Annotated in this window: 21 protein-coding genes and 2 tRNA genes; 19 read left to right on the top strand and 4 right to left on the bottom strand. The window is 46.2% G+C overall.

Annotated features, from left to right (window positions below):
- From ICN11_RS10775 to ICN11_RS03600, 3 genes are all read right to left on the bottom strand, one after another.
- Positions 1-64: transposase (locus ICN11_RS10775; protein WP_223146557.1), on the bottom strand; the 64-nt coding region annotated here is incomplete at its 3' end.
- 60 nt (positions 65-124) lie between these two features.
- Positions 125-676 carry an Arm DNA-binding domain-containing protein gene (locus ICN11_RS03605; protein WP_216229174.1) on the bottom strand — a complete coding sequence of 184 codons (552 nt, stop codon included), beginning with the start codon at positions 674-676 and terminating at the stop codon, positions 125-127.
- Positions 669-893 carry a hypothetical protein gene (locus ICN11_RS03600; protein WP_071539103.1) on the bottom strand — a complete coding sequence of 75 codons (225 nt, stop codon included), beginning with the start codon at positions 891-893 and terminating at the stop codon, positions 669-671. The genes ICN11_RS03605 and ICN11_RS03600 overlap by 8 nt, the downstream gene beginning before the upstream one ends.
- A 142-nt stretch (positions 894-1,035) precedes the next feature.
- Between ICN11_RS03600 and ICN11_RS03595 the strand changes: the two genes are divergently transcribed.
- From ICN11_RS03595 to ICN11_RS03535, 13 genes are all read left to right on the top strand, one after another.
- Positions 1,036-1,212 carry a hypothetical protein gene (locus ICN11_RS03595; protein WP_216229173.1) on the top strand — a complete coding sequence of 59 codons (177 nt, stop codon included), beginning with the start codon at positions 1,036-1,038 and terminating at the stop codon, positions 1,210-1,212.
- Between the two features lie 304 nt (positions 1,213-1,516).
- Positions 1,517-1,593, top strand: a tRNA-Val gene (locus ICN11_RS03590).
- 113 nt (positions 1,594-1,706) lie between these two features.
- Positions 1,707-3,629, top strand: a complete 1,923-nt coding sequence (gene thrS, locus ICN11_RS03585) for a threonine--tRNA ligase (protein WP_216224720.1) — start codon at positions 1,707-1,709, stop codon at positions 3,627-3,629.
- Between the two features lie 42 nt (positions 3,630-3,671).
- Entirely contained in the window at positions 3,672-4,196 is a 525-nt protein-coding gene (infC, locus tag ICN11_RS03580) for a translation initiation factor IF-3 (RefSeq protein ID WP_215387895.1), read from the top strand.
- A 139-nt stretch (positions 4,197-4,335) separates the two neighbouring features.
- Positions 4,336-4,533 (top strand): 50S ribosomal protein L35, encoded by a 198-nt coding sequence (gene rpmI, locus ICN11_RS03575; protein ID WP_011902674.1) that lies wholly within the window; start codon positions 4,336-4,338, stop codon positions 4,531-4,533.
- Positions 4,534-4,558: 25 nt separating this feature from the next.
- Positions 4,559-4,924 (top strand): 50S ribosomal protein L20, encoded by a 366-nt coding sequence (gene rplT, locus ICN11_RS03570; RefSeq protein ID WP_015421011.1) that lies wholly within the window; start codon positions 4,559-4,561, stop codon positions 4,922-4,924.
- 29 nt (positions 4,925-4,953) lie between these two features.
- Positions 4,954-6,000 (top strand): phenylalanine--tRNA ligase subunit alpha, encoded by a 1,047-nt coding sequence (gene pheS, locus ICN11_RS03565; RefSeq protein WP_216229172.1) that lies wholly within the window; start codon positions 4,954-4,956, stop codon positions 5,998-6,000.
- A 31-nt stretch (positions 6,001-6,031) separates the two neighbouring features.
- A complete protein-coding gene (gene pheT, locus ICN11_RS03560) occupies positions 6,032-8,488 on the top strand; it encodes a phenylalanine--tRNA ligase subunit beta (RefSeq protein ID WP_216229171.1) in 2,457 nt (818 codons plus the stop codon).
- 40 nt (positions 8,489-8,528) lie between these two features.
- Positions 8,529-8,852, top strand: a complete 324-nt coding sequence (locus tag ICN11_RS03555) for an integration host factor subunit alpha (RefSeq protein WP_216133192.1) — start codon at positions 8,529-8,531, stop codon at positions 8,850-8,852.
- A complete protein-coding gene (locus tag ICN11_RS03550) occupies positions 8,830-9,180 on the top strand; it encodes a MerR family transcriptional regulator (RefSeq protein WP_015421015.1) in 351 nt (116 codons plus the stop codon). The genes ICN11_RS03555 and ICN11_RS03550 overlap by 23 nt, the downstream gene beginning before the upstream one ends.
- Positions 9,181-9,205: 25 nt before the next feature.
- A tRNA-Pro gene (locus ICN11_RS03545) sits at positions 9,206-9,282 on the top strand.
- A gap of 22 nt (positions 9,283-9,304) precedes the next feature.
- Positions 9,305-9,706 (top strand): PaaI family thioesterase, encoded by a 402-nt coding sequence (locus ICN11_RS03540; RefSeq protein ID WP_216229170.1) that lies wholly within the window; start codon positions 9,305-9,307, stop codon positions 9,704-9,706.
- Positions 9,707-9,909: 203 nt separating this feature from the next.
- Positions 9,910-10,194 carry an H-NS family nucleoid-associated regulatory protein gene (locus tag ICN11_RS03535; RefSeq protein WP_216229169.1) on the top strand — a complete coding sequence of 95 codons (285 nt, stop codon included), beginning with the start codon at positions 9,910-9,912 and terminating at the stop codon, positions 10,192-10,194.
- A gap of 89 nt (positions 10,195-10,283) precedes the next feature.
- On the opposite strand, the gene ICN11_RS03530 is transcribed toward ICN11_RS03535, so the two are convergent.
- Positions 10,284-10,985, bottom strand: a complete 702-nt coding sequence (locus ICN11_RS03530; RefSeq protein WP_216229168.1) for an excisionase family DNA-binding protein — start codon at positions 10,983-10,985, stop codon at positions 10,284-10,286.
- 297 nt (positions 10,986-11,282) lie between these two features.
- Here ICN11_RS03530 and ICN11_RS03525 point away from each other — a divergent pair, with 297 nt between their 5' ends.
- Genes ICN11_RS03525 through ICN11_RS03500 form a run of 6 tightly spaced genes read left to right on the top strand, consistent with a single transcriptional unit; the run spans position 11,283 to position 20,060 of the window.
- The gene (locus ICN11_RS03525) at positions 11,283-14,138 is read left to right on the top strand and encodes a 2-oxoglutarate dehydrogenase E1 component (protein ID WP_216229167.1); all 2,856 of its coding nucleotides are present in this window, start codon (positions 11,283-11,285) and stop codon (positions 14,136-14,138) included.
- A gap of 43 nt (positions 14,139-14,181) precedes the next feature.
- Positions 14,182-15,390 (top strand): 2-oxoglutarate dehydrogenase complex dihydrolipoyllysine-residue succinyltransferase, encoded by a 1,209-nt coding sequence (gene odhB / locus ICN11_RS03520; protein ID WP_216229166.1) that lies wholly within the window; start codon positions 14,182-14,184, stop codon positions 15,388-15,390.
- Between the two features lie 11 nt (positions 15,391-15,401).
- Positions 15,402-16,838, top strand: coding sequence for a dihydrolipoyl dehydrogenase (lpdA, locus tag ICN11_RS03515; protein WP_216229165.1), 1,437 nt, complete (start codon positions 15,402-15,404; stop codon positions 16,836-16,838).
- Complete coding sequence (zapE, locus tag ICN11_RS03510; RefSeq protein WP_216229164.1) at positions 16,839-17,942, top strand: cell division protein ZapE; 1,104 nt, start codon at positions 16,839-16,841, stop codon at positions 17,940-17,942. It begins immediately after the preceding gene.
- 9 nt (positions 17,943-17,951) lie between these two features.
- Positions 17,952-18,800 carry a 3',5'-nucleoside bisphosphate phosphatase gene (locus ICN11_RS03505; protein WP_216229163.1) on the top strand — a complete coding sequence of 283 codons (849 nt, stop codon included), beginning with the start codon at positions 17,952-17,954 and terminating at the stop codon, positions 18,798-18,800.
- 57 nt (positions 18,801-18,857) lie between these two features.
- Complete coding sequence (locus ICN11_RS03500; protein WP_216229162.1) at positions 18,858-20,060, top strand: tryptophan--tRNA ligase; 1,203 nt, start codon at positions 18,858-18,860, stop codon at positions 20,058-20,060.
- The last annotated feature ends 13 nt before the right edge of the window (positions 20,061-20,073 follow it).

Genomic DNA, 20,073 nt, shown 5'->3' with positions numbered 1-20,073 from the left:
GTTCAACTACCTGTTTGACTGCCTCTAACTTGAACTCTTCAGTAAACCGCCTTCTTGTACTCATGACACACCTCCTAATAGACTAAATATTAGGCTAGAAAGTGTCTATAGAAGTGGTAGCGATTCAGGTGGCTGATAGAGTCTTCCCATCTTCGTTGGGCTTTGCAAGAAGTCCGCGATAAGACAGGATGTCGGCTTTGGAAATTTCGTGGACACGTCTTCCGCGAAAGCGGGGAACAAGGTGCTTGACTAGAATGTCTTTTACTTTGCCCTGAGTGGAGCGTTTCCAGCTAATTTGGCGCTCAGTAAACCAAAGATCAGAAAACTCGGAGAAGCTAGGCATGCCATCAACATTGATTGAGGCCACCTTACTCCCAGTCTGTTTCATCTCTTGAGCTGCTAGCCGAGCTCCTTCAACCAATTCTTCACCGGTGGCTGATGCAATGCTTGGAACTGCGCTTTCAAATAAATCCGCGCGCTTGCTATTGGGAAAGTATTTGCGATAGGAGAAGGTTTCTTTGTCTATTTCCTTTTGAATAGTCTTCATGATTGCCTCCAATCTAAAGATATTTGCCTTGGTGGGCTTGAGCTTGGTGAGTTCTTTGCAGCGGATGCCGCGATAGCGAAAATCAAAAAAGAGGGTGTTGGACTCTGCTCGTGTGCGAATACTACCCATGGCACACGCCTCCATTAGCCATTGGAATTTCTAAGGCTGTTTGTTTGAGGTAATCCGTTTGAATGGTTTCCCAGATGTACATAATGCGTCTGGATCCAGGTAGCCGTACGTAATGGGTGCCTTCTATGAATACGCGATCTTTTAGGTATTCATTAATGTAGCGAGCCTTGTATGGAATATGGGCTGCCAATTCTGCTGCTTTCATGTATGTGGTCATATTTGCTTCCCGAAGTTAACGTTATTTGAAATACATTATTACTGTATAACAACTATATTGTATATGAAAACATTTAATTTGTCAATATGTATGACAAATGAGACAATATAAAAAACAACAACTTGTTCACAGGAGCGGTTTCATGAAAGTAAGTGGCGAAAGTAAGCAGTTAGCAGTCAGAGTTGACGAATCATTTTTAGCGGCGATTGATCAAAAGCGTATTGAGCTATCAAAAGGGATGGGTTCTATTCCCAGTCGGTCAGACATTGTTCGCATTGCGCTGGAACAGTTTTTGCAAGTGAGCGCGAATACCAAATAAGCCCTATTAATTTTTTCTTGCTCTATATGGTTAAAAAAAGTTATGGGGTGGTGTTCATGATTTATCTTGAGTCATTTTTAGTTTGGGCCCAAAACTGTCCCAAAATGGGCCCAATTTGGGCCCAGACAACTTTTTGAATATTTTTGTAGTGCTTACGCATTGCGTGAAAACTGTTTGCATAACTGCAATGAGTTGTAAAAGTGCCATACATTAATACCCTCGCAATGCTATATAAATCAAAGCTTGCAGGGTGATGGTGGTAATGCATAAGCAGCAGAGATCAATAGGGTAAAATAAATGGATTAGGCTCGTAGCTCAGCTGGTTAGAGCACCACCTTGACATGGTGGGGGTCGTTGGTTCGAGTCCAATCGAGCCTACCAACGAATAAAGACCCAAAAGTGCGCGGTTGCCCAAAAGCTCCCGCGCTTTCTTTTTGGTGGATGTTATGCAGTAAATCAGTCAATCGACTGAATCTTAATAAGATGGGGTGGTCATGCTTGTAGTTACTCTGCCAGATGGATCTAAACGTGAGTTTGATGCTCCCGTCCGTGTTCTTGATGTTGCCCAAAGCATTGGTAGTGGCCTTGCCAAAGCTGCCCTTGGTGGCATTGTTGATGGCAAAATGGTTGATGCTAGTTTTGTTATCGACAAAGATAGTCAATTGGCGATCATTACTGATAAAAGCCCAGAGGCTCTCGAGATTGTTCGTCACTCTACTGCGCATTTGTTGGCCTATGCCGTTAAAGAACTCTTTCCAGAAGCGCAAGTCACTATTGGTCCAGTCATCGAAAACGGTTTCTATTACGACTTCTCATTTCATCGCGCATTTACACCAGAAGACTTGGTGGCTATCGAAAAGAAAATGGCTGAGCTGGTTAAAAAAGATGAGCCAGTCATTCGCACAGTGATGCCTCGCGATGAAGCGGTAAAGTTTTTTAAAGATCAAGGCGAGAACTACAAAGCAGAAATTATTTCTAGCATTCCTCAAGGCGAGGATGTGTCTTTGTATGCTGAAGGTAAGTTCACCGACTTATGTCGTGGACCCCATGTGCCATCCACTGGCAAGCTCAAGGTATTTAAGCTTCTGAGCGTTGCTGGCGCTTACTGGCGTGGCGATAGCAAGAACGAGATGCTGCAACGGATCTACGGTACAGCTTGGTTGAAAAAAGAAGATCAAGATGCACATTTACATATGCTCGAAGAAGCTGAGAAGCGCGACCACCGTCGCCTTGGTAAGTTCTTGGACTTATTCCACTTTCAGCCTGAAGCGCCTGGTTTAATTTTCTGGCATCCAAAAGGCTGGTCAATTTGGCAAGAAGTTGAGCAATACATGCGTCGCGTTTATCAGCGCGAAGGTTATCAAGAAGTGAAGGCTCCACAAATTCTCGATCGTGGATTGTGGGAGAAGTCTGGACACTGGGATAACTATAAAGAAAACATGTTTACGACCGAGTCAGAGAATCGCGCGTATGCATTAAAGCCGATGAACTGCCCAGGACACGTTCAGATTTTTAACTCAGGCTTACATAGTTATCGTGAGTTGCCATTGCGTTATGGCGAGTTCGGTCAGTGCCACCGCAATGAACCATCGGGCGCATTGCATGGCCTGATGCGTGTACGTGGTTTCACACAGGATGATGGCCATATTTTCTGTACTGAAGATCAGATTCAATCTGAAGTAGCTGCTTTTGATAAAGCGGTTCGCGACGTCTATAAAGACTTTGGATTTACCGAGGTAGCTGTCAAGCTAGCCTTGCGTCCAGCTAAGCGCGTTGGCGATGATGCAATTTGGGATAAAGCCGAGGCTGCCTTGCGCGGTGCCTTGACCGCTTCAGGTCAAGAGTGGGAAGAATTACCAGGCGAGGGTGCTTTTTACGGTCCTAAGATCGAATATCACCTCAAGGACTCAATTGGACGTACTTGGCAGTGCGGCACGATTCAGGTGGATTTCTCGATGCCAGCCCGTTTAGGTGCGGAATACGTCACTGAGGAGAACACTCGCAAGGCTCCTGTGATGCTTCACAGGGCAATTGTGGGCTCTTTAGAGCGTTTTATCGGCATTTTGATCGAAAACCATGCCGGAAACATGCCGGTTTGGCTTGCTCCGACCCAGGCTGTAGTCCTTAATATCTCGGACAATTCCGCTGCATATGCACAAAAAGTCCAGCAATCTCTGAAAAAACAAGGGTTTAGAGTCGAATCCGATTTGCGGAATGAGAAAATTACGTATAAAATACGCGAGCACGCATTACAGAAGCTCCCATTTTTGTTAGTTGTAGGGGATAAAGAAGCAGAAAGTAATTCGGTGGCCGTTCGTGCCCGTGGCGGAGTGGATTTAGGCGTAATGCCTCTTGATGCCTTCGTTGCCCGACTCCAGCAGGATATTTCCCAGAAAGTCGGACCCGAGCCTAGCTAGGGGTGGAATGGTTTTTATTGTTTTTTTAAAGGAATTAAGAAGATCGCTACTGATAAATCGCAGCGCATAAACCGGGAGATTACTGCTCCTGAAGTGCGTCTGATTGGACTGGATGGAGAACCCATCGGTGTAGTTAAGTTGAGTGAAGCCTTGGCTTTAGCAGAAGAGAAAGAGACCGATTTGGTTGAAATTGCTCCGACGGCTGTGCCACCTGTAGTCCGCATCATGGACTTCGGCAAATTCAAGTACCAAGAAGCCAAACGTTTGCATGAAGCTAAGCTTAAGCAAAAAGTGATTCAGGTGAAGGAAGTTAAATTCCGTCCCGGCACAGATGATGGTGACTATGGTGTGAAGCTACGCAATCTAATCCGCTTTTTAGAAGATGGCGATAAGACAAAGATTACGCTGCGGTTTCGGGGTCGTGAAATGGCCCACCAAGAAATCGGAGTCAGAATGTTGGAGCGTTTGAAGTCAGACCTGATTGAGTATGGTCAAGTAGAACAGTTTCCAAAGATGGAAGGTCGCCAGATGGTGATGGTATTGGCCCCCATTCGTAAGGCTAAGTAACAAACCAAACCGCAAGATTAGGTTTGTTGTTTAAGTAGGGAGGAGTCGCAAGACTCTGGTAGTTAGAAGTGCTTCTAGGTACAGGAAGCGTAACCGTCGGTTACCACCTAAGTTGCACATGCAGAAGAAGGGGTGCTTTATGCCCAAGATGAAGAGCAAGAGTAGCGCTAAAAAGCGCTTCACGGTTCGCGCAGGCGGAACGATCAAACGAGGTCAGGCTTTCAAACGCCACATCCTCACCAAGAAGACCACAAAGAACAAGCGTCATTTGCGTGGTTCCACAGAAGTTGCGAAGGCAGACGTTAAGTCAATTCGCTCCATGCTTCCATACGCTTAACCTCAGACTAGATTAGGAGAAATAAATGCCAAGAGTCAAACGTGGGGTTACAGCAAGAGCCCGTCATAAGAAAATCACTGATGCCGCAACAGGCTATCGTGGACGTCGTAAAAATGTATTCCGTATTGCTAAGCAAGCAGTTATGCGTGCTGGTCAATATGCATACCGCGACCGTCGCAACAAGAAACGTGTATTCCGCGCATTGTGGATTGCTCGTATCAACGCGGCAGTTCGTCAGCATGACATGACCTATAGCGTATTCATGAATGGTATGAAGAAGGCTGCGATCGAACTCGACCGCAAAGTGCTTTCTGATATGGCCATTGCTGACAAAGCAGCTTTTGCCGCTTTGGTTACTCGGATCAAATCCGTAGTAAGCGCTGCAGCTTAATTCTTAGTTTATTTAATAACTAAGCTGCAATGGTTTCTCTCGACCACATTGTCGAGGATGCTAAACGTGATTTCCTCGGAGCTGCCGATGCGGCAGCTCTAGAGGACGCGAAAGCCAAGTATCTCGGTAAGTCAGGTGCTCTCACTGAGCGTTTAAAAGCGCTTGGTGGAATGTCGCCTGATGAGCGCAAGAGTGCTGGCGCCCAAATTAATCAAATCAAAACCCAAGTTGAAGCTGCATTACAAGAGCGTCGCCAAGCAATGGCTGATGCGGTATTGCTGCAACGCCTTGCGGCGGAATCAATTGATGTCTCTTTGCCTGGCCGTGGCCAAGCAGTAGGTAGCCTGCATCCTGTGATGCGCACCTGGGAGCGCGTTGAAGAGATCTTCCGCTCCATTGGTTTTGATGTAGCAGATGGTCCTGAAATTGAAACCGATTGGTTTAATTTCACCGCCTTAAATAGTCCCGAGAATCATCCTGCGCGTTCAATGCAAGATACCTTCTACATTGATGGTAAAGATTCCAATGGGAAGCCTTTGTTATTGCGTACCCATACCAGTCCGATTCAGGTTCGTTATGCGAGCGAGCATGTTAAGAAATATGCCAACGCTGATGTGATGCCGCCAATCAAGGTGATTGCACCAGGCAGAACGTATCGTGTTGATAGCGATGCCACTCATTCACCGATGTTTCATCAGGTTGAGGGTTTATGGATTGCAGAGAGCGTTTCCTTTGCTGATCTCAAAGGCGTGTATACCGATTTCTTAAGAACCTTTTTTGAAACGAATGAATTGCAAGTTCGTTTCCGTCCATCGTATTTCCCATTCACTGAGCCTTCAGCTGAAATCGATATGGCCTTCGGTAGCGGCAAGTTAGCCGGCCGTTGGTTGGAGATTTCTGGAGCAGGGCAGGTGCATCCGAATGTATTGCGCAATATGGGTATTGATCCAGAGCGCTATACCGGCTTTGCTTTTGGTTCCGGCTTAGAGCGCTTGACGATGTTGCGTTATGGCGTTGATGATTTACGTCTTTTCTTTGAGAACGATCTCCGTTTCTTAGCGCAATTTCCGGCTTAATTCGCCAACCTTCTAATAGTAGATAGCGCATATGCAATTTTCTGAATCTTGGTTACGCCAATATGTAAACCCTTCGCTCGATAGTAATGCTTTAGGTCATGCAATGACTATGGCTGGCCTAGAGGTGGAAGAACAGCATTCAGTAGCGCCCCCATTTACAAAGATTGTTGTAGCGCAAATCCTATCTGCTGAACAGCATCCTGATGCAGACCGCTTACGTGTTTGTAAAGTTGACGCTGGTACCGGCCAAGAATTGCAAATTGTTTGTGGTGCACCAAATGCACGTGCCGGGATCAAAATCCCTTGCGCTATGGTTGGCGCAGAATTGCCGCCAGCTGAAGCAGGTGGCAAGCCATTCATGATCAAAGTAGGAAAGTTACGCGGTGTAGAAAGCCAGGGCATGTTGTGCTCTGGTCGCGAGCTTGGTTTGGGTGATGATCACGAAGGCATTTTGGAGTTGCCTGCGGACGCACCTGTTGGTGAAGATATTCGCCAGTATTTAAATCTGGATGACCAGATTTTTGTTATTAAGTTAACGCCCAATAAAGCAGATTGTTTGTCTTTGATGGGTATGGCGCGTGAAGTGTCCGCAATTACTGGTGCTGCATTGTGTGCGCCTAAGTGGACGCCTGTTGATGTTTCTATACAGGACAAGCTCAAGGTTACTGTTGAAAGCACAGCTCTTTGCGGTCGTTTTTCTGGTCGCGTGATTCGTGGAGTTAATCCAAAGGCAACAACACCTGATTGGATTATTCAACGACTTTGCAATGCTGGTCAAAGAAGTATTTCTCCTTTAGTTGATTTGTCTAACTACGTCATGTTGGAGATGGGTCAGCCGACCCATGTATTTGATATTGATAAATTGAATGGTGACCTCTCTGTTCGTTGGGCGAAGCCTGGTGAAACTCTTGAGTTATTAAATGGTCAGACAGTTACTTTGCAGGGTCCTGATTCTGCGGGTAAGTTGCAAGATGCTGGTGTAGTTGCGGATCAATCTGGTCCAGTAGCATTAGCTGGCATCATGGGTGGCAATCATTGCGCCGTGACGGACGATACTAAAAATATTTATGTTGAAGCGGCTTATTGGCAGCCTTCAGCAATTCAGGGCCGTGCTCGTCGCTTTAATTTCAGCACAGATGCAGCACATCGCTTTGAGCGTGGCGTTGATCCACAAAATACTGCTAACTGCTTAGAGTATTTGACTGCCCTGATTATTGAAGTCTGTGGTGGTCAAGTTGGCCCAGTTGATGATCAGGTATTAAACATTCCAGAACGCAAGCCAGTAAAAATGCGTTTGGCTAGAGCGGAAAAGGTGATTGGCATCCCTCTCACTCAAGAGGTGGTTGCTGAAGTATTTAAGCGTCTTGGTTTTGAATTCAAACAAGAGGGCGATGCATTTGTCGTTACACCTCCAAGCTATCGCTTCGATATCGAAATCGAAGAAGATTTAATTGAAGAAGTCGCGCGTATGTACGGCTTTGAAAATATCCCTGATGTACCGCCTATCTCGTCTTTGAAGATGAGTGCTAAAGCTGAGGCAAAGCGTGGAGTGCATTTATTGCGCCAACGTTTAGCGCTGCAGGGGTATCAAGAGGCAGTGAATTTTGGATTTACCGATCTTGAAAGCGAGCAGCGCTTAGCCGCTGCTACTGAAAAAGATTTAATTGCCGTACTCAATCCAATTGCTAGCCAGTATGGGGTGATGCGTAGCAATCTATGGGGTGGTTTACTAGGCAATCTCAAGTCAAGCCTGAATCGTGGTGCTGGCCGTGCGCGTTTATTTGAAACGGGTCGCGTATTCAAGCGTGATGCGAGCGTTCAAGAGGAGGCCGGCAAAGTGGCTGGTTTTCATCAGCCGCAGCAAGTTGGTGGTTTGGCTTATGGATCATTTGTCCCTGAGCAGTGGGCAAGCGCTGATCGTGTAGTTGATTTCTTTGACGTGAAGGGTGATCTGGAGCGTGTGCTCGATCCTTTGCATTTCACAACTGAGTCAGCAGTTCATCCTGCGCTGCATCCTGGTCGTAGTGCACAAATTCAACTTGTCACCCCAGCTGGTAAACAAAATATTGGCTGGATTGGTGAATTGCATCCTGGATTGCAGCAGGCCTATGAATTGCCTCAGGCTCCAGTGTTGTTTGAAATGGATTTAGAAGTCATTCGCAATCTTGGTATTCCGCAGCCGGAAGAGTTAAGTAAATTCCCTGCTGTACAGCGAGATTTAGCGGTAGTGGTGAAGCAGGTCGTTTCTGCGCAGACTTTGCTTGATGCCATGAACGCCAAAAAACAGAACTTTGTAAAAGCGATAGAGCTCTTTGATGAGTTCAAGCCAAAGGCCGGCTCTAGCAGCATGGCCGATGATGAGAAGAGTTTGGCTTTCCGCGTGACCCTGTTGAATCCACAAGAAACCCTGCAGGATGCACAAATTGAAGCAGTTATGACGGCTTTGTTGTCATCGCTTGAGAAAAATTGCGCAGCGCGTCTGCGCTAGGTTTAATATTAGTAAAAGATATTGCAAAGAGACTTCCGCCATGAATGATTTAGTTAGCAACGATACCGTTACCAAGAATGAGCTCTCGGAAGCCCTCTTTGATCAAGTTGGCCTGAATAAGCGTGAAGCCAAAGACATGATTGATGCTTTCTTTGATCGCATTGGGCAATCTCTAGAAACTGGCGTAGAAGTGAAGATTTCAGGTTTTGGTAATTTCCAATTGCGCAATAAGTCTGCGCGCCCTGGTCGTAATCCTAAGACCGGTCAAATGATTCCGATTGCAGCCCGTCGCGTTGTTACTTTTCATGCAAGTCAAAAGCTCAAGGACGTAGTTGAGTCACATGCTCGAGAAAACAGCATTTGATGCTGGGTCGGTGCTGCTCAGTTCGCAGCTCCCCCCAATTCCCGCTAAGCGTTATTTCACTATCGGTGAGGTATCAGACCTTTGCGGGGTTCGCTCCCACGTACTCCGTTACTGGGAACAAGAGTTCTCACAGTTAAGCCCACAAAAGCGTCGAGGCAATCGTCGCTACTATCAACATCATGAGGTTGTCTTAATTCGCAAGATTAGGGCGCTTTTGTATGAAGAGGGCTTCACGATCAGTGGCGCCCGAAACCGCCTAGATGAGGCTCGTGGTGAGCTTCGCTTGCGTGATGAGTTGCAGGCCGTTCTGCAAATTCTCTCCAAATAGTTGCTGATACAATTTTGTTTCTCGTCGGGGCGTAGCGCAGCCTGGTAGCGTACATGCATGGGGTGCATGTGGTCGGAGGTTCAAATCCTCTCGCCCCGACCATTCACTCAATTTCAAATTTCCTATGACATCCAGTTCAAACGACACGACTTACTTCGGCTTAACCATTCCTTTTTTGGCTCACTTAGGTGTTGTACCCGAGTACGCTGAAGGGGGTAAATCGCGAATTAGCCTAGTCATAAAGCCGGAGTTTGAGAATAGCTTTCATATTGCCCATGGCGGAGTGGTGATGACTTTGTTGGATTTTGCGATGGGGGCAGCAGCTCGCAGCACGATTGATCAGCCTCTTGGCGCCATGACAATTGATATGAGTGTGAGCTTCTTGCGTCCTAGCGTGGGCAAAATCGTTGTTGAGGGAAGCGTTCTCAAGTCCGGAAAAACCATTAATTATTGTGAGGCAGTGGTTTTAAATGAGGCCGGTGAGGTCACCGCTAAATCTAGCGGCACATTTATGCTCCGGAGATAGTGTTTATATACCTATTATAAATATAGTATTTATAATGATTATGTTAATTATTTAACTATAAATACTCCAATAGGCTTATTTCTAAAGGGTTATTAGTCTTATTGAATATATATTCCGATTTATTAATATCTGTATATAATGACTATTCAGGAATAGCCAATCCTTAGTTATTCCATAAAATTAATATTCGGAGAAATTAATACATGTCTTCTTATAAAGAACTTTTAGCCCAACGTGAATTGTTGGATAAACAGATTAAAGAGGCGGTTTTGCGTGAAAAGGCTGATGGCATTGCAAAAGCCAAACTCATCATTGAACAGTACGATTTAACAGCATCAGACTTATTTAGTCGTAAAGCTGGTGTGCGCAGCTCTAGTGGCAAGGTTGCGCCGAAGTACCGCAACCCATCTACCGGCGATACTTGGACTGGTCGCGGTAAGGCTCCAAAATGGATTGAGGGAAGAGATCGCAGTAATTTCCTGATCTAATCTATTGATTTAAATAGGTTTACTGTTTGAAAAAGGCCGCTCATTGCAAATTGAGCGGCCTTTAACTTTGGCGCATCGCAACTAAGGCTTTAAGCGCACTTTCGATTGAGGGCCTGGATAAACATAGGCTCCAACAGTTCATGACGGTTTTTATCTCCCAAAACAGTCTCAAGCTCTGGATTGGTGGCTGGATAGCCAATAATGAGGGGATTTTGATCAATTAAGCCATTTTCAAGCTCTTCTTGGAGGACTTCTGGGTACTGGGGCCTCACCCCAACTGTATTTTCATCTGCTAAGCCCATTACCCCAGGATGCAGGCGTATAAATCCTTCATCTACTAGAATAGGAATACGCTGAGTGTCCTTGTTTTTACTGAGATAATGGATTAGATGAACCTGCTCAACAGGTGGAATTAGGGCGTCGAGAAATATCAAATCAGGGGAGATTGATACCGCCTTCATGAGGCCTTCAAGGCTATCTACTGCTACCTCCATATCCACCTTTAACTGCCAACATTGAATAGATTCGATTAATTCATGGCTATTTTCAATTCTCCTGAATATCCCCATGGCAATACAGTTTTGGGTTGTTTTTTGCCTCATAGCTCTTTTACGACGAGCAAGCTGTTGATCTAAAGAGCTTGCCAGAATGCGACGGTGGCCTCCACGGGTCTTCCAAGCGATTAATTCACCTAATTCAACCATTTTCTGGACGGTACCAAGTGATACTTGCAATACTTTCGCGCTTTGACGAGTACTTAGATATTCCAATTCTGGGGTAATTGCTTTCATATATCCTTAATCTCATTAATTCATTTGAAGATTTAGAGAATACGAATCAATCCCAGGGGAATCTGTCAGGAGCGGTTTAAATCAGAGTAGGAAAATTCTTATTCGGGGTCAAAATAGGGAAATACCCCTGAAAGCCCCTAAATCAGGGAAAGCCCTTTATGAATCAATGGGTAATCGTGTTAAATTAGCATCGTTGTAAGAGTATTCGCACAGATCAATTCGTAAAGCGGTTTAGCCGTGGAGTGAATGGTTTTAACCACAGTTTTTATTCGGGAAACCCGATGAAAGGTGAGCATCATGATGCAGGATCAAAGAGATAATTCCTATCTCTTCGGCGGAAACGCCCCCTACGTAGAGGAACTCTACGAATCCTACTTGCACGATCCAGCTTCTGTAGCTGATCATTGGCGAGACTATTTTGATAACGTGAAGCAAATTCCAGCGGTCGACGGTTCCTCTCGAACTGATATTGCCCATGGACCTATTGTTGCTTCATTTGCAGAGCGCGCTAAGCAGGGTCCAATCAGAACGATTTCTGATTCCGCTGATTCGGAGTTGGGTCGTAAACGCGTTGCCGTTCAACAGCTTATTGCCGCGTATCGCAACGTCGGTAATCGCTGGGCGAACTTAGATCCATTGAAGCGCACAGAGCGCCAGGACATTCCTGAATTGGATCCAGCTTTCTATGGCTTTACTGATGGCGATATGGATATCGTCTTTAATACCAGCAATACATTCTTCGGCAAGAACGAAATGTCCTTGCGTGACTTGCTGCAGGCATTGCGTGAAACTTATTGCGGCACGATCGGTGTCGAGTTTATGTTTATTGCCGACCAGAAGATTAAGAAGTGGTGGCAAGAAAAATTAGAATCAATTCGTTCAACTCCACAATTTAATGTGGACGAAAAACGTCAGATTTTGGATCGCGTCACTGCGGCCGAAGGTTTGGAGCGTTACCTCCAGGCCAAGTATGTTGGTCAAAAACGATTCTCTCTTGAGGGTGGTGAAAGCTTCATTGCCTGTATGGACGAGTTGATTCGTGACTCTGGCAACAAGGGTGTTCAAGAGATCGTTATTGGTATGGCCCACCGCGGTCGTTTAAACGTTCTGGTAAATACCTTGGGCAAAATGCCTAAAGACTTGTTTGCTGAGTTTGAACACAAAGGCCCAGAAACATTGCCTGCGGGTGACGTGAAATATCACCAGGGTTTCTCAAGCGATATCTCCACGCCTGGCGGTCCAGTACATTTGTCTTTGGCATTCAATCCATCCCATTTAGAAATCGTTAACCCAGTAGTAGAGGGTTCTGCACGTGCTCGTATGGAACGTCGTGGCGATATGCTCGGTCTCCAAGTGATGCCAGTATTGGTTCACGGTGATGCGGCGATTGCTGGACAGGGCGTAATGCAAGAAACATTAGCGATGTCTGAGGTTCGTGGTTACTCCACGGGCGGCACAATGCACATCGTGATTAATAACCAAATTGGTTTCACAACTTCGGATCCACGCGACTTGCGTTCTAGCTTGTATTGCACGGACATCATGAAGATTGTTGATGCTCCTGTATTGCACGTGAATGGCGATGATCCTGAGGCGGTAGTCTTGGCAACGAAGCTGGCTGTTGAGTTCCGCATGAAGTTTCATAAGGATGTTGCGATTGACATCATCTGCTTCCGTAAGCTTGGCCACAATGAGCAAGATACGCCTGCAATGACTCAGCCTTTGATGTACAAAATCATTGCTGCACACCCAGGCACACGTAAGTTGTATGCCGACAAGCTAGAAACTCAAGGTGTATTGCCTGCTGGTACTGGCGACCTTATGGTTAAAGAGTATCGCGCTGCCATGGACGAAGGTAGGCAGACTTCCGATCCAGTGCTGAGTAATTTCAAAGGCAAGTTTGCGGTTGATTGGTCTCCATTCCTAAATAAGAAGTGGACCGACGAAGCTGATACCGCTATTCCGCTGACTGAGTGGAAGCGTTTAGCTGAAAAGATTTCAACTGTTCCTGAGGGCTTTAAAGCGCACCCATTGGTTTCTAAGGTCTATAACGATCGCGCAGCAATGGGACGTGGCGAAGTCAACATCGACTGGGGTATGGGTGAGCACATGGCTTTCGCATCCTTAGTTGCCAGCGGTTACCCGGTACGTTTATCGGGTGAAGATAGTGGACGCGGTACCTTTACTCACCGTCATGCAGTGCTGCATGAGCAAAATCGTGAGAAGTGGGATACCGGTACTTATATTGCGCTTCAGCACGTCACTAAAGATCAAGCTCCATTTGTGGTGATTGACTCGATTCTTTCTGAAGAGGCTGTACTTGGTTTTGAATATGGCTATGCTGCTGCTGAACCAAACACCTTGACTATCTGGGAAGCGCAGTTCGGCGATTTCGCGAACGGTGCTCAAGTGGTAATTGATCAATTTATCGCTTCAGGAGAAGTGAAGTGGGGCCGTGCAAATGGCTTGGTCATGATGTTGCCGCACGGTTATGAAGGTCAAGGCCCTGAGCATTCATCTGCACGTTTAGAGCGCTTTATGCAGTTATGCGCCGATACCAATATGCAAGTGATTCAGCCAACGACTGCAGCACAGATCTTCCACGTATTGCGCCGTCAAATGATTCGTCAGTTCCGCAAACCGCTGATCTTGATGACACCAAAATCATTGCTGCGTAATAAAGAAGCTGCCTCACCATTAACTGAATTCACAAAGGGCGGTTTCCAAACCATCTTGCCTGAGCGTGATGAGTCTATTGATGGCAAGAAGGTAACTCGTTTGGTGATGTGTTCCGGTAAGGTCTATTACGACTTAGCGAAAACACGTACCGAGAAGAAGATTGACGATGTTGCCATTATTCGCTTGGAGCAGTTGTATCCGTTCCCGCATAAAGCATTGACTGCTGAGTTGAAGAAGTATCCGAATCTGCAAGAGGTTGTGTGGTGTCAAGATGAGCCACAAAACCAAGGCGCTTGGTTCTTTGTTCAGCACAATATTTTGGAGAACATGTCTGAGGGTACGAAGTTGGCATATGCAGGTCGTCCAGCGTCTGCTTCACCAGCTTGTGGATATGCCCACCTCCATCAAGAACAACAGAAATCTCTTCTCACTGCAGCATTCGCAAAACTAAAGGGTTATGTCATTACGAAGTAATCGTAGACGTCACTCAATATACAAACACTAAATAGGATTAATCATGGCTATTTTTGAAGTTAAAGTTCCTCAACTCTCCGAGTCAGTAGCAGAAGCTACTTTGTTGCAATGGAAAAAGAAAGTCGGCGATGCCGTCGGTCAAGATGAAATCTTGATTGAAATTGAAACTGACAAAGTGGTGCTAGAAGTTCCAGCGCCATCTGCCGGCGTTATTACAGAGATCGTAGTTGCTGATGGCGGTACTGTAGTTGCTGAACAATTGATTGCCAAGATTGATAGCACAGCTGTTGCTTCAGCCGCTCCCGCTGCTGCTGCACCTGCAGCAGCCCCAGCTGCTGCTCCAGCACCAGCTAAAGCTGCCCCTGCAGCGAAATCATCTGGCGCAGCTGCCGCACCTTCAGCAGCAAAAATTCTCGCAGAGAAAAATATCGATGCTGGTCAAGTTGCTGGCTCTGGACGTGATGGTCGTATTACCAAAGGCGATGCATTAAATGCTTCTGCCGGTGGATCAACTGCTGCTGCTTTGCCAAGTGCACCAATTCCGATGGGTGATCGCCCAGAAGAGCGCGTACCAATGAGCCGCTTGCGTGCTCGTATTGCTGAACGTTTGCTCGAATCACAAGCAAACAATGCCATCTTGACTACCTTCAATGAAGTCAACATGGCTCCAGTAATCGCTATGCGTAACAAGTACAAAGATCAGTTTGAGAAAGTTCACGGCGTTAAATTAGGTTTCATGTCTTTCTTCGTAAAAGCGGCTACTCATGCGTTGAAGAAATTCCCATTGTTGAATGCCTCTGTTGATGGTAACGACATCGTGTACCACGGTTATTTTGATATTGGTATTGCCGTAAGTTCACCACGCGGTTTGGTTGTTCCAATTCTCCGTGACGTTGACCAAATGAATTTGGCTGATATTGAGAAGAAGATTGCCGAGTTTGGTGTTAAGGCACGCGAAGGTAAATTGTCATTAGAGGACTTAACTGGCGGTACATTCTCCATCTCTAATGGTGGTGTATTTGGCTCCATGCTTTCTACTCCAATTATTAATCCTCCACAGTCTGCGATCTTGGGTATTCATGCAACTAAAGAGCGTGCTGTAGTTGAGAATGGCCAAATCGTGATTCGTCCGATTAACTACTTGGCTTTGTCATATGACCATCGCATCATTGACGGTCGTGAGGCAGTTCTTGGTTTGGTAGCAATGAAGGATGCGTTGGAAGATCCTTCACGTCTTCTCCTTGATTTGTAAGAGGGAAGAATATGAGCCAATCATTTGACGTATTAGTTATCGGCGGTGGCCCTGGTGGCTACATCGCCGCAATCCGTGCAGCCCAACTGGGTTTCAAGGTTGCTTGCGCGGAATCTAACGCCTACGACGATCCAAAGGGTGAGCCACGCTTAGGTGGAACCTGCTTGAACGTTGGTTGCATTCCTTCCAAAGCTTTGCTTGCCTCTTCCGAAGAGTTTGAGAAGATTAGTCATCACGTTGCTGACCACGGTATCACTGTAGGATCAGTGAAATTGGACTCCGGCAAGATGATCGCTCGTAAAGATGCGATTGTGACAAAGATGACTGCTGGTATTCAGTTCTTGTTCCGTAAGAACAAAATTACTTTGTTAAAAGGCCATGCTTCTTTTGAAGGTAAGGGCGCTGACGGCTATCAAGTCAAGATCGACGGTAAAGACAAAGAAGTCGTTACTGCTAAAAACGTGATCATTGCTACTGGATCCAAGGCGCGTCATTTGCCAGGCATTCCTGTCGACAACGTGTTGATTAGTGACAATGAAGGTGGTCTAAAGTTTGATTCCATTCCGAAGAAGTTAGGCGTCATTGGCGCTGGTGTGATCGGCTTGGAGTTGGGTTCTGTTTGGCGCCGTGTTGGCTCTGATGTGACTATTCTTGAAGCGCTCCCATCTTTCTTGGGTGCTTGCGATCAGGGCATTGCAAAAGAAGCGCAGAAGATCTTCACTAAGCAAGGCCTCAAAATAAATATGGGCGTCAAGATTGGTGAAGTTAAAGCCGACAAGAAGGGTGTTGTTGTTAACTACACCGATAGCGAAGGTAAAGCTCAGAAATTAGAATGCGATCGTTTAATCGTTTCTGTTGGCCGCGTTCCCAATACTGAAAAATTAGGTCTTGATAAGATTGGCCTCAAAGTAGATGAGCGTGGTTTCATTCCGATTGATGATCACACTTGTGCAACAGCAGCACCTGGCGTATACGCTGTGGGTGACGTTGTTCGTGGACCTATGTTGGCTCATAAAGCTGAAGATGAAGGCGTATTGGTTGCTGAAACTATCGCCGGTCAAAAGCCACACATTGATTACAACTGCATCCCTTGGGTTATTTACACCGATCCAGAGATTGCATGGGTTGGTAAAACTGAAGAGCAGCTCAAACAGGCAGGCATTGCTTACAAAGCAGGTCAGTTCCCATTTGCTGCTAACGGTCGTGCATTAGGCATGGATCGAGCTGATGGTTTCGTCAAAGTATTGGCCGATGAAAAAACCGATGAAATCTTAGGCGTTCATATTATTGGGCCTAATGCTTCTGACTTAATTGCTGAAGCAGCCGTAGCAATGGAATTTAAAGCGGCAGCTGAAGATATTGCCCGTATCTGTCACCCACATCCAAGCTTGTCGGAAGTGGTTCGCGAAGCAGCATTAGCGACGGATAAACGTGCATTAAACATGTAATTGAAAGCATTAGAGTATTACCATCAAGAGTTAAAGGCGCGCGGGTATCAAAGTGATCCCGCGCAGCTTGCTGCCATCGAGCGCTTACAGCGCTGCGAAGATGAGTGGATTGCTTATAAAGAAATCCGCAGTAGTGGCTTAAAAAAGAAACTGTTTAAACCAAAACTACCCCGTGGCGTTTATTTGTGGGGTGGAGTAGGTCGTGGTAAATCCTTTCTCATGGATTGTTTCTTTGCGGCTTCGCCCTTGGAAAAAAAGATCCGCATTCATTTTCATGAGTTCATGCGCGAAGTGCATCGTGAGTTGCATGAGCTTTCTGGTTTATCTGATCCGCTGGATGAGCTCTCCAAAAGAATTGCTAAGCGCTATCGACTGATTTGTTTTGACGAGTTTCATATCAACGATATTGCTGATGCCATGATTTTGTATCGCTTACTGAGCGCGTTATTTGAAGATCGTGTTCAATTTGTGATGACATCAAACTATCAACCAAGTCAGCTCTACCCCAACGGCTTGCATCGAGATCGCTTATTGCCGGCCATTAAGCTTTTGGAAGATAAGCTAGATGTCATGAACGTCGATGCGGGTAATGACTATCGTCGCGTCCAGATGGCGCAAGTTGAGGCTTATCTCACGCCGGTTAATGCTGAAACTCATGCAACCCTAATGCAAATGTTTCAGACCTTGATAGGTAATCAAAAAGAAACTGTCCGCCCAGTTTTGCGGATTGAATCTCGTGAGCTAAGACCTCTGCATATGGCCGAAGGAGTGGTTTGGTTTGATTTCCAAACCCTTTGCTGTGGTCCAAGATCACAAAATGACTATTTAGAGATCGCCAATCAGTTTCATACGTTGATTCTGTCTGGTGTGCCCTATATGCCCCCTAGAATGACTAATGAGGCCCGTCGCTTTATTTGGCTGATTGACGTCTTATATGACCATAAAATCAAATTAATCATCTCTGCAGACGTCCCAGCAGTAGATTTATATACTGAAGGTCAAATTACCAGCGAGTTCTCTAGAACAGTTTCTCGCTTAATCGAGATGCAATCCCGCGATTACCTCGATGCGCCTCGCCGGGTAATTGACACCAGCTTGACCTAAAATAGGGTCATGACCAGTAATTCCAGCCTAAACGCCGATTTACACTGCCATTCTGTTGTTTCTGATGGAACCTTAACACCTGAGCAGCTGGCTGAGCGCGCCTATGCAAATGGCGTGCGTTTATGGGCTTTAACTGATCATGATGAATTGGGTGGCCAGGAGAGAGCTCGGGCCGCAGCAAATTCGCTTGGTATGGACTACCTTTCCGGAGTTGAGATTTCAGTGACCTGGATGGGGCAGACTATTCATATTGTCGGCTTAGGAATTGATGCCGCACATGCTGGAATTCTAGAAGGCTTGCGTCTCACACGCGAGGGTCGTGGTAATCGTGCTAGGCAGATGGCAGAGCAATTATTAAAAGCTGGAATACCTGGCGCATATGAGGGTGCACTGCATTTTGCGGGCAATCATGAGCTGATTGCCCGCACTCACTTTGCACGCTTCCTAGTGGAACAGGGCATTTGCAAAGATACCGATCAGGTTTTCAAGAGATACTTGGTTGAAGATAAGCCTGGCTATGTACCCCATCTCTGGGCAACGCTAGATGATGCGGTTGCATGGATCAAGGGGGCGGGGGGCGCCGCTGTAATTGCGCATCCAGGACGTTACAAGCTTAGCGCTATGCAGATGGATGAACTCTACAAGCACTTCAAAGAAATCGGCGGCATGGCCATTGAGGTGATTACTGGCAGCCATAGTCCGAATCAATATCAAACTTATGGCAAGATTGCTCAGCATTATGGATTTTTAGCTTCTCGAGGCTCTGATTTTCATGATCCTGAAGAGAGTTATATTGATCTGGGTACATTGCCGCATTTGCCGGATCATTTAACCCCTGTGTGGTCACTTTTTCACTAATCGATTTCTCCTATTTGCTTAACTAGTTTTAATTACCTTAAAAGAATACAAATCAAGATGTTTGCAGAACGCGTTCTCTCTGGCATGCGACCAACTGGTAGCTTGCACCTCGGCCATTACCATGGTGTTTTAAAGAATTGGGTTCGCTTGCAGTCCGAGTATCCCTGCTACTTTTTTGTAGCAGACTGGCATGCCTTAACCACCCATTATGAAACCCCAGATGTCATTGAGCAATCTGTATGGGACATGGTGATTGACTGGTTGGCTTGCGGTGTTGATCCAAACCAAGCCACTTTATTTATCCAGAGCAAAGTGCCTGAGCATGCAGAGCTATTTTTGTTGCTATCGATGGGTACGCCTTTAGGTTGGTTGGAGCGTGTGCCAACCTATAAAGATCAAATCGAAAAACTTAAAGAAAAAGATTTGCAGACCTACGGGTTTCTAGGTTACCCCTTGCTACAGGCTGCCGATATATTGATGTATCGCGCACAATTTGTGCCGGTAGGTGAAGACCAGGTGCCTCACGTAGAAATGACTCGTGAAGTAGCACGCCGCTTTAACTACCTTTATGGTCGCGAGCCTGGCTTTGAAGAGAAGGCGTTAGAGGCGGTTAAAAAATTAGGTAGTAAGCGCGCAAAGATGTACGCTGAATTGCGTGTTGCGTTTCAGGAGCGTGGCGATGATGAGGCTCTAGAGCAAGCCAAGGCTTTGCTACAGGAGGCGCAAAGCCTTTCAATGGCAGACCGTGAAAGATTATTTGGTTTCTTGGAAGGCGCCCGCAAAATTATTCTGCCTGAGCCACAAGCTTTACTGACAACTGCATCACGTATGCCAGGTATTGACGGTCAAAAAATGTCCAAGTCTTATGGCAACATGATTAGCATTCGTGAAAATCCTGAAGATGTGATCAAGAAGATCAGGACAATGCCCACCGATCCTGCGCGGGTGCGAAGAACCGACCCGGGCGATCCTGCGCGTTGTCCAGTATGGCAGTTACACACGGTGTATTCGAATGAAGATACTAAGGCCTGGGTTCAAAAAGAGTGCCAGTCAGCGGGTATCGGATGCTTGGAGTGCAAGCAGCCTGTCATTGATGCCATTCTTGCTGAGCAGCAGCCCATGTTTGAACGTGCCCAGAAGTACCTAGATGACCCTAGCCTATTGCGATCCATCATTGCGGATGGTAGCGATAAGGCGCGTAAGGTTGCTCAAGAAACCATGCGTGAGGTCCGAGAGTCTATGGGCTTAGCGTATGACTAAGGCCACCTTTTGA

Source organism: Polynucleobacter sp. 78F-HAINBA, assembly GCF_018882325.1.
Lineage (GTDB): Bacteria > Pseudomonadota > Gammaproteobacteria > Burkholderiales > Burkholderiaceae > Polynucleobacter.
The sequence above is the reverse complement of the archived record's forward strand: the minus strand, read 5'-3'. Positions and strand labels throughout refer to the sequence as shown.

Excerpts from the sequence above, each read along its gene's own strand:
- ICN11_RS03605 (WP_216229174.1), bottom strand. The coding sequence starts at position 676 with ATGGGTAGTATTCGCACACGAGCAGAGTCCAACACCCTCTTTTTTGAT.
- ICN11_RS03600 (WP_071539103.1), bottom strand. The coding sequence starts at position 893 with ATGACCACATACATGAAAGCAGCAGAATTGGCAGCCCATATTCCATAC.
- ICN11_RS03595 (WP_216229173.1), top strand. The coding sequence starts at position 1,036 with ATGAAAGTAAGTGGCGAAAGTAAGCAGTTAGCAGTCAGAGTTGACGAA.
- thrS (WP_216224720.1), top strand. The coding sequence starts at position 1,707 with ATGCTTGTAGTTACTCTGCCAGATGGATCTAAACGTGAGTTTGATGCT.
- rpmI (WP_011902674.1), top strand. The coding sequence starts at position 4,336 with ATGCCCAAGATGAAGAGCAAGAGTAGCGCTAAAAAGCGCTTCACGGTT.
- rplT (WP_015421011.1), top strand. The coding sequence starts at position 4,559 with ATGCCAAGAGTCAAACGTGGGGTTACAGCAAGAGCCCGTCATAAGAAA.
- pheS (WP_216229172.1), top strand. The coding sequence starts at position 4,954 with ATGGTTTCTCTCGACCACATTGTCGAGGATGCTAAACGTGATTTCCTC.
- pheT (WP_216229171.1), top strand. The coding sequence starts at position 6,032 with ATGCAATTTTCTGAATCTTGGTTACGCCAATATGTAAACCCTTCGCTC.
- ICN11_RS03555 (WP_216133192.1), top strand. The coding sequence starts at position 8,529 with ATGAATGATTTAGTTAGCAACGATACCGTTACCAAGAATGAGCTCTCG.
- ICN11_RS03550 (WP_015421015.1), top strand. The coding sequence starts at position 8,830 with ATGCTCGAGAAAACAGCATTTGATGCTGGGTCGGTGCTGCTCAGTTCG.
- ICN11_RS03540 (WP_216229170.1), top strand. The coding sequence starts at position 9,305 with ATGACATCCAGTTCAAACGACACGACTTACTTCGGCTTAACCATTCCT.
- ICN11_RS03535 (WP_216229169.1), top strand. The coding sequence starts at position 9,910 with ATGTCTTCTTATAAAGAACTTTTAGCCCAACGTGAATTGTTGGATAAA.
- ICN11_RS03530 (WP_216229168.1), bottom strand. The coding sequence starts at position 10,985 with ATGAAAGCAATTACCCCAGAATTGGAATATCTAAGTACTCGTCAAAGC.
- ICN11_RS03525 (WP_216229167.1), top strand. The coding sequence starts at position 11,283 with ATGATGCAGGATCAAAGAGATAATTCCTATCTCTTCGGCGGAAACGCC.
- odhB (WP_216229166.1), top strand. The coding sequence starts at position 14,182 with ATGGCTATTTTTGAAGTTAAAGTTCCTCAACTCTCCGAGTCAGTAGCA.
- lpdA (WP_216229165.1), top strand. The coding sequence starts at position 15,402 with ATGAGCCAATCATTTGACGTATTAGTTATCGGCGGTGGCCCTGGTGGC.
- ICN11_RS03505 (WP_216229163.1), top strand. The coding sequence starts at position 17,952 with ATGACCAGTAATTCCAGCCTAAACGCCGATTTACACTGCCATTCTGTT.
- ICN11_RS03500 (WP_216229162.1), top strand. The coding sequence starts at position 18,858 with ATGTTTGCAGAACGCGTTCTCTCTGGCATGCGACCAACTGGTAGCTTG.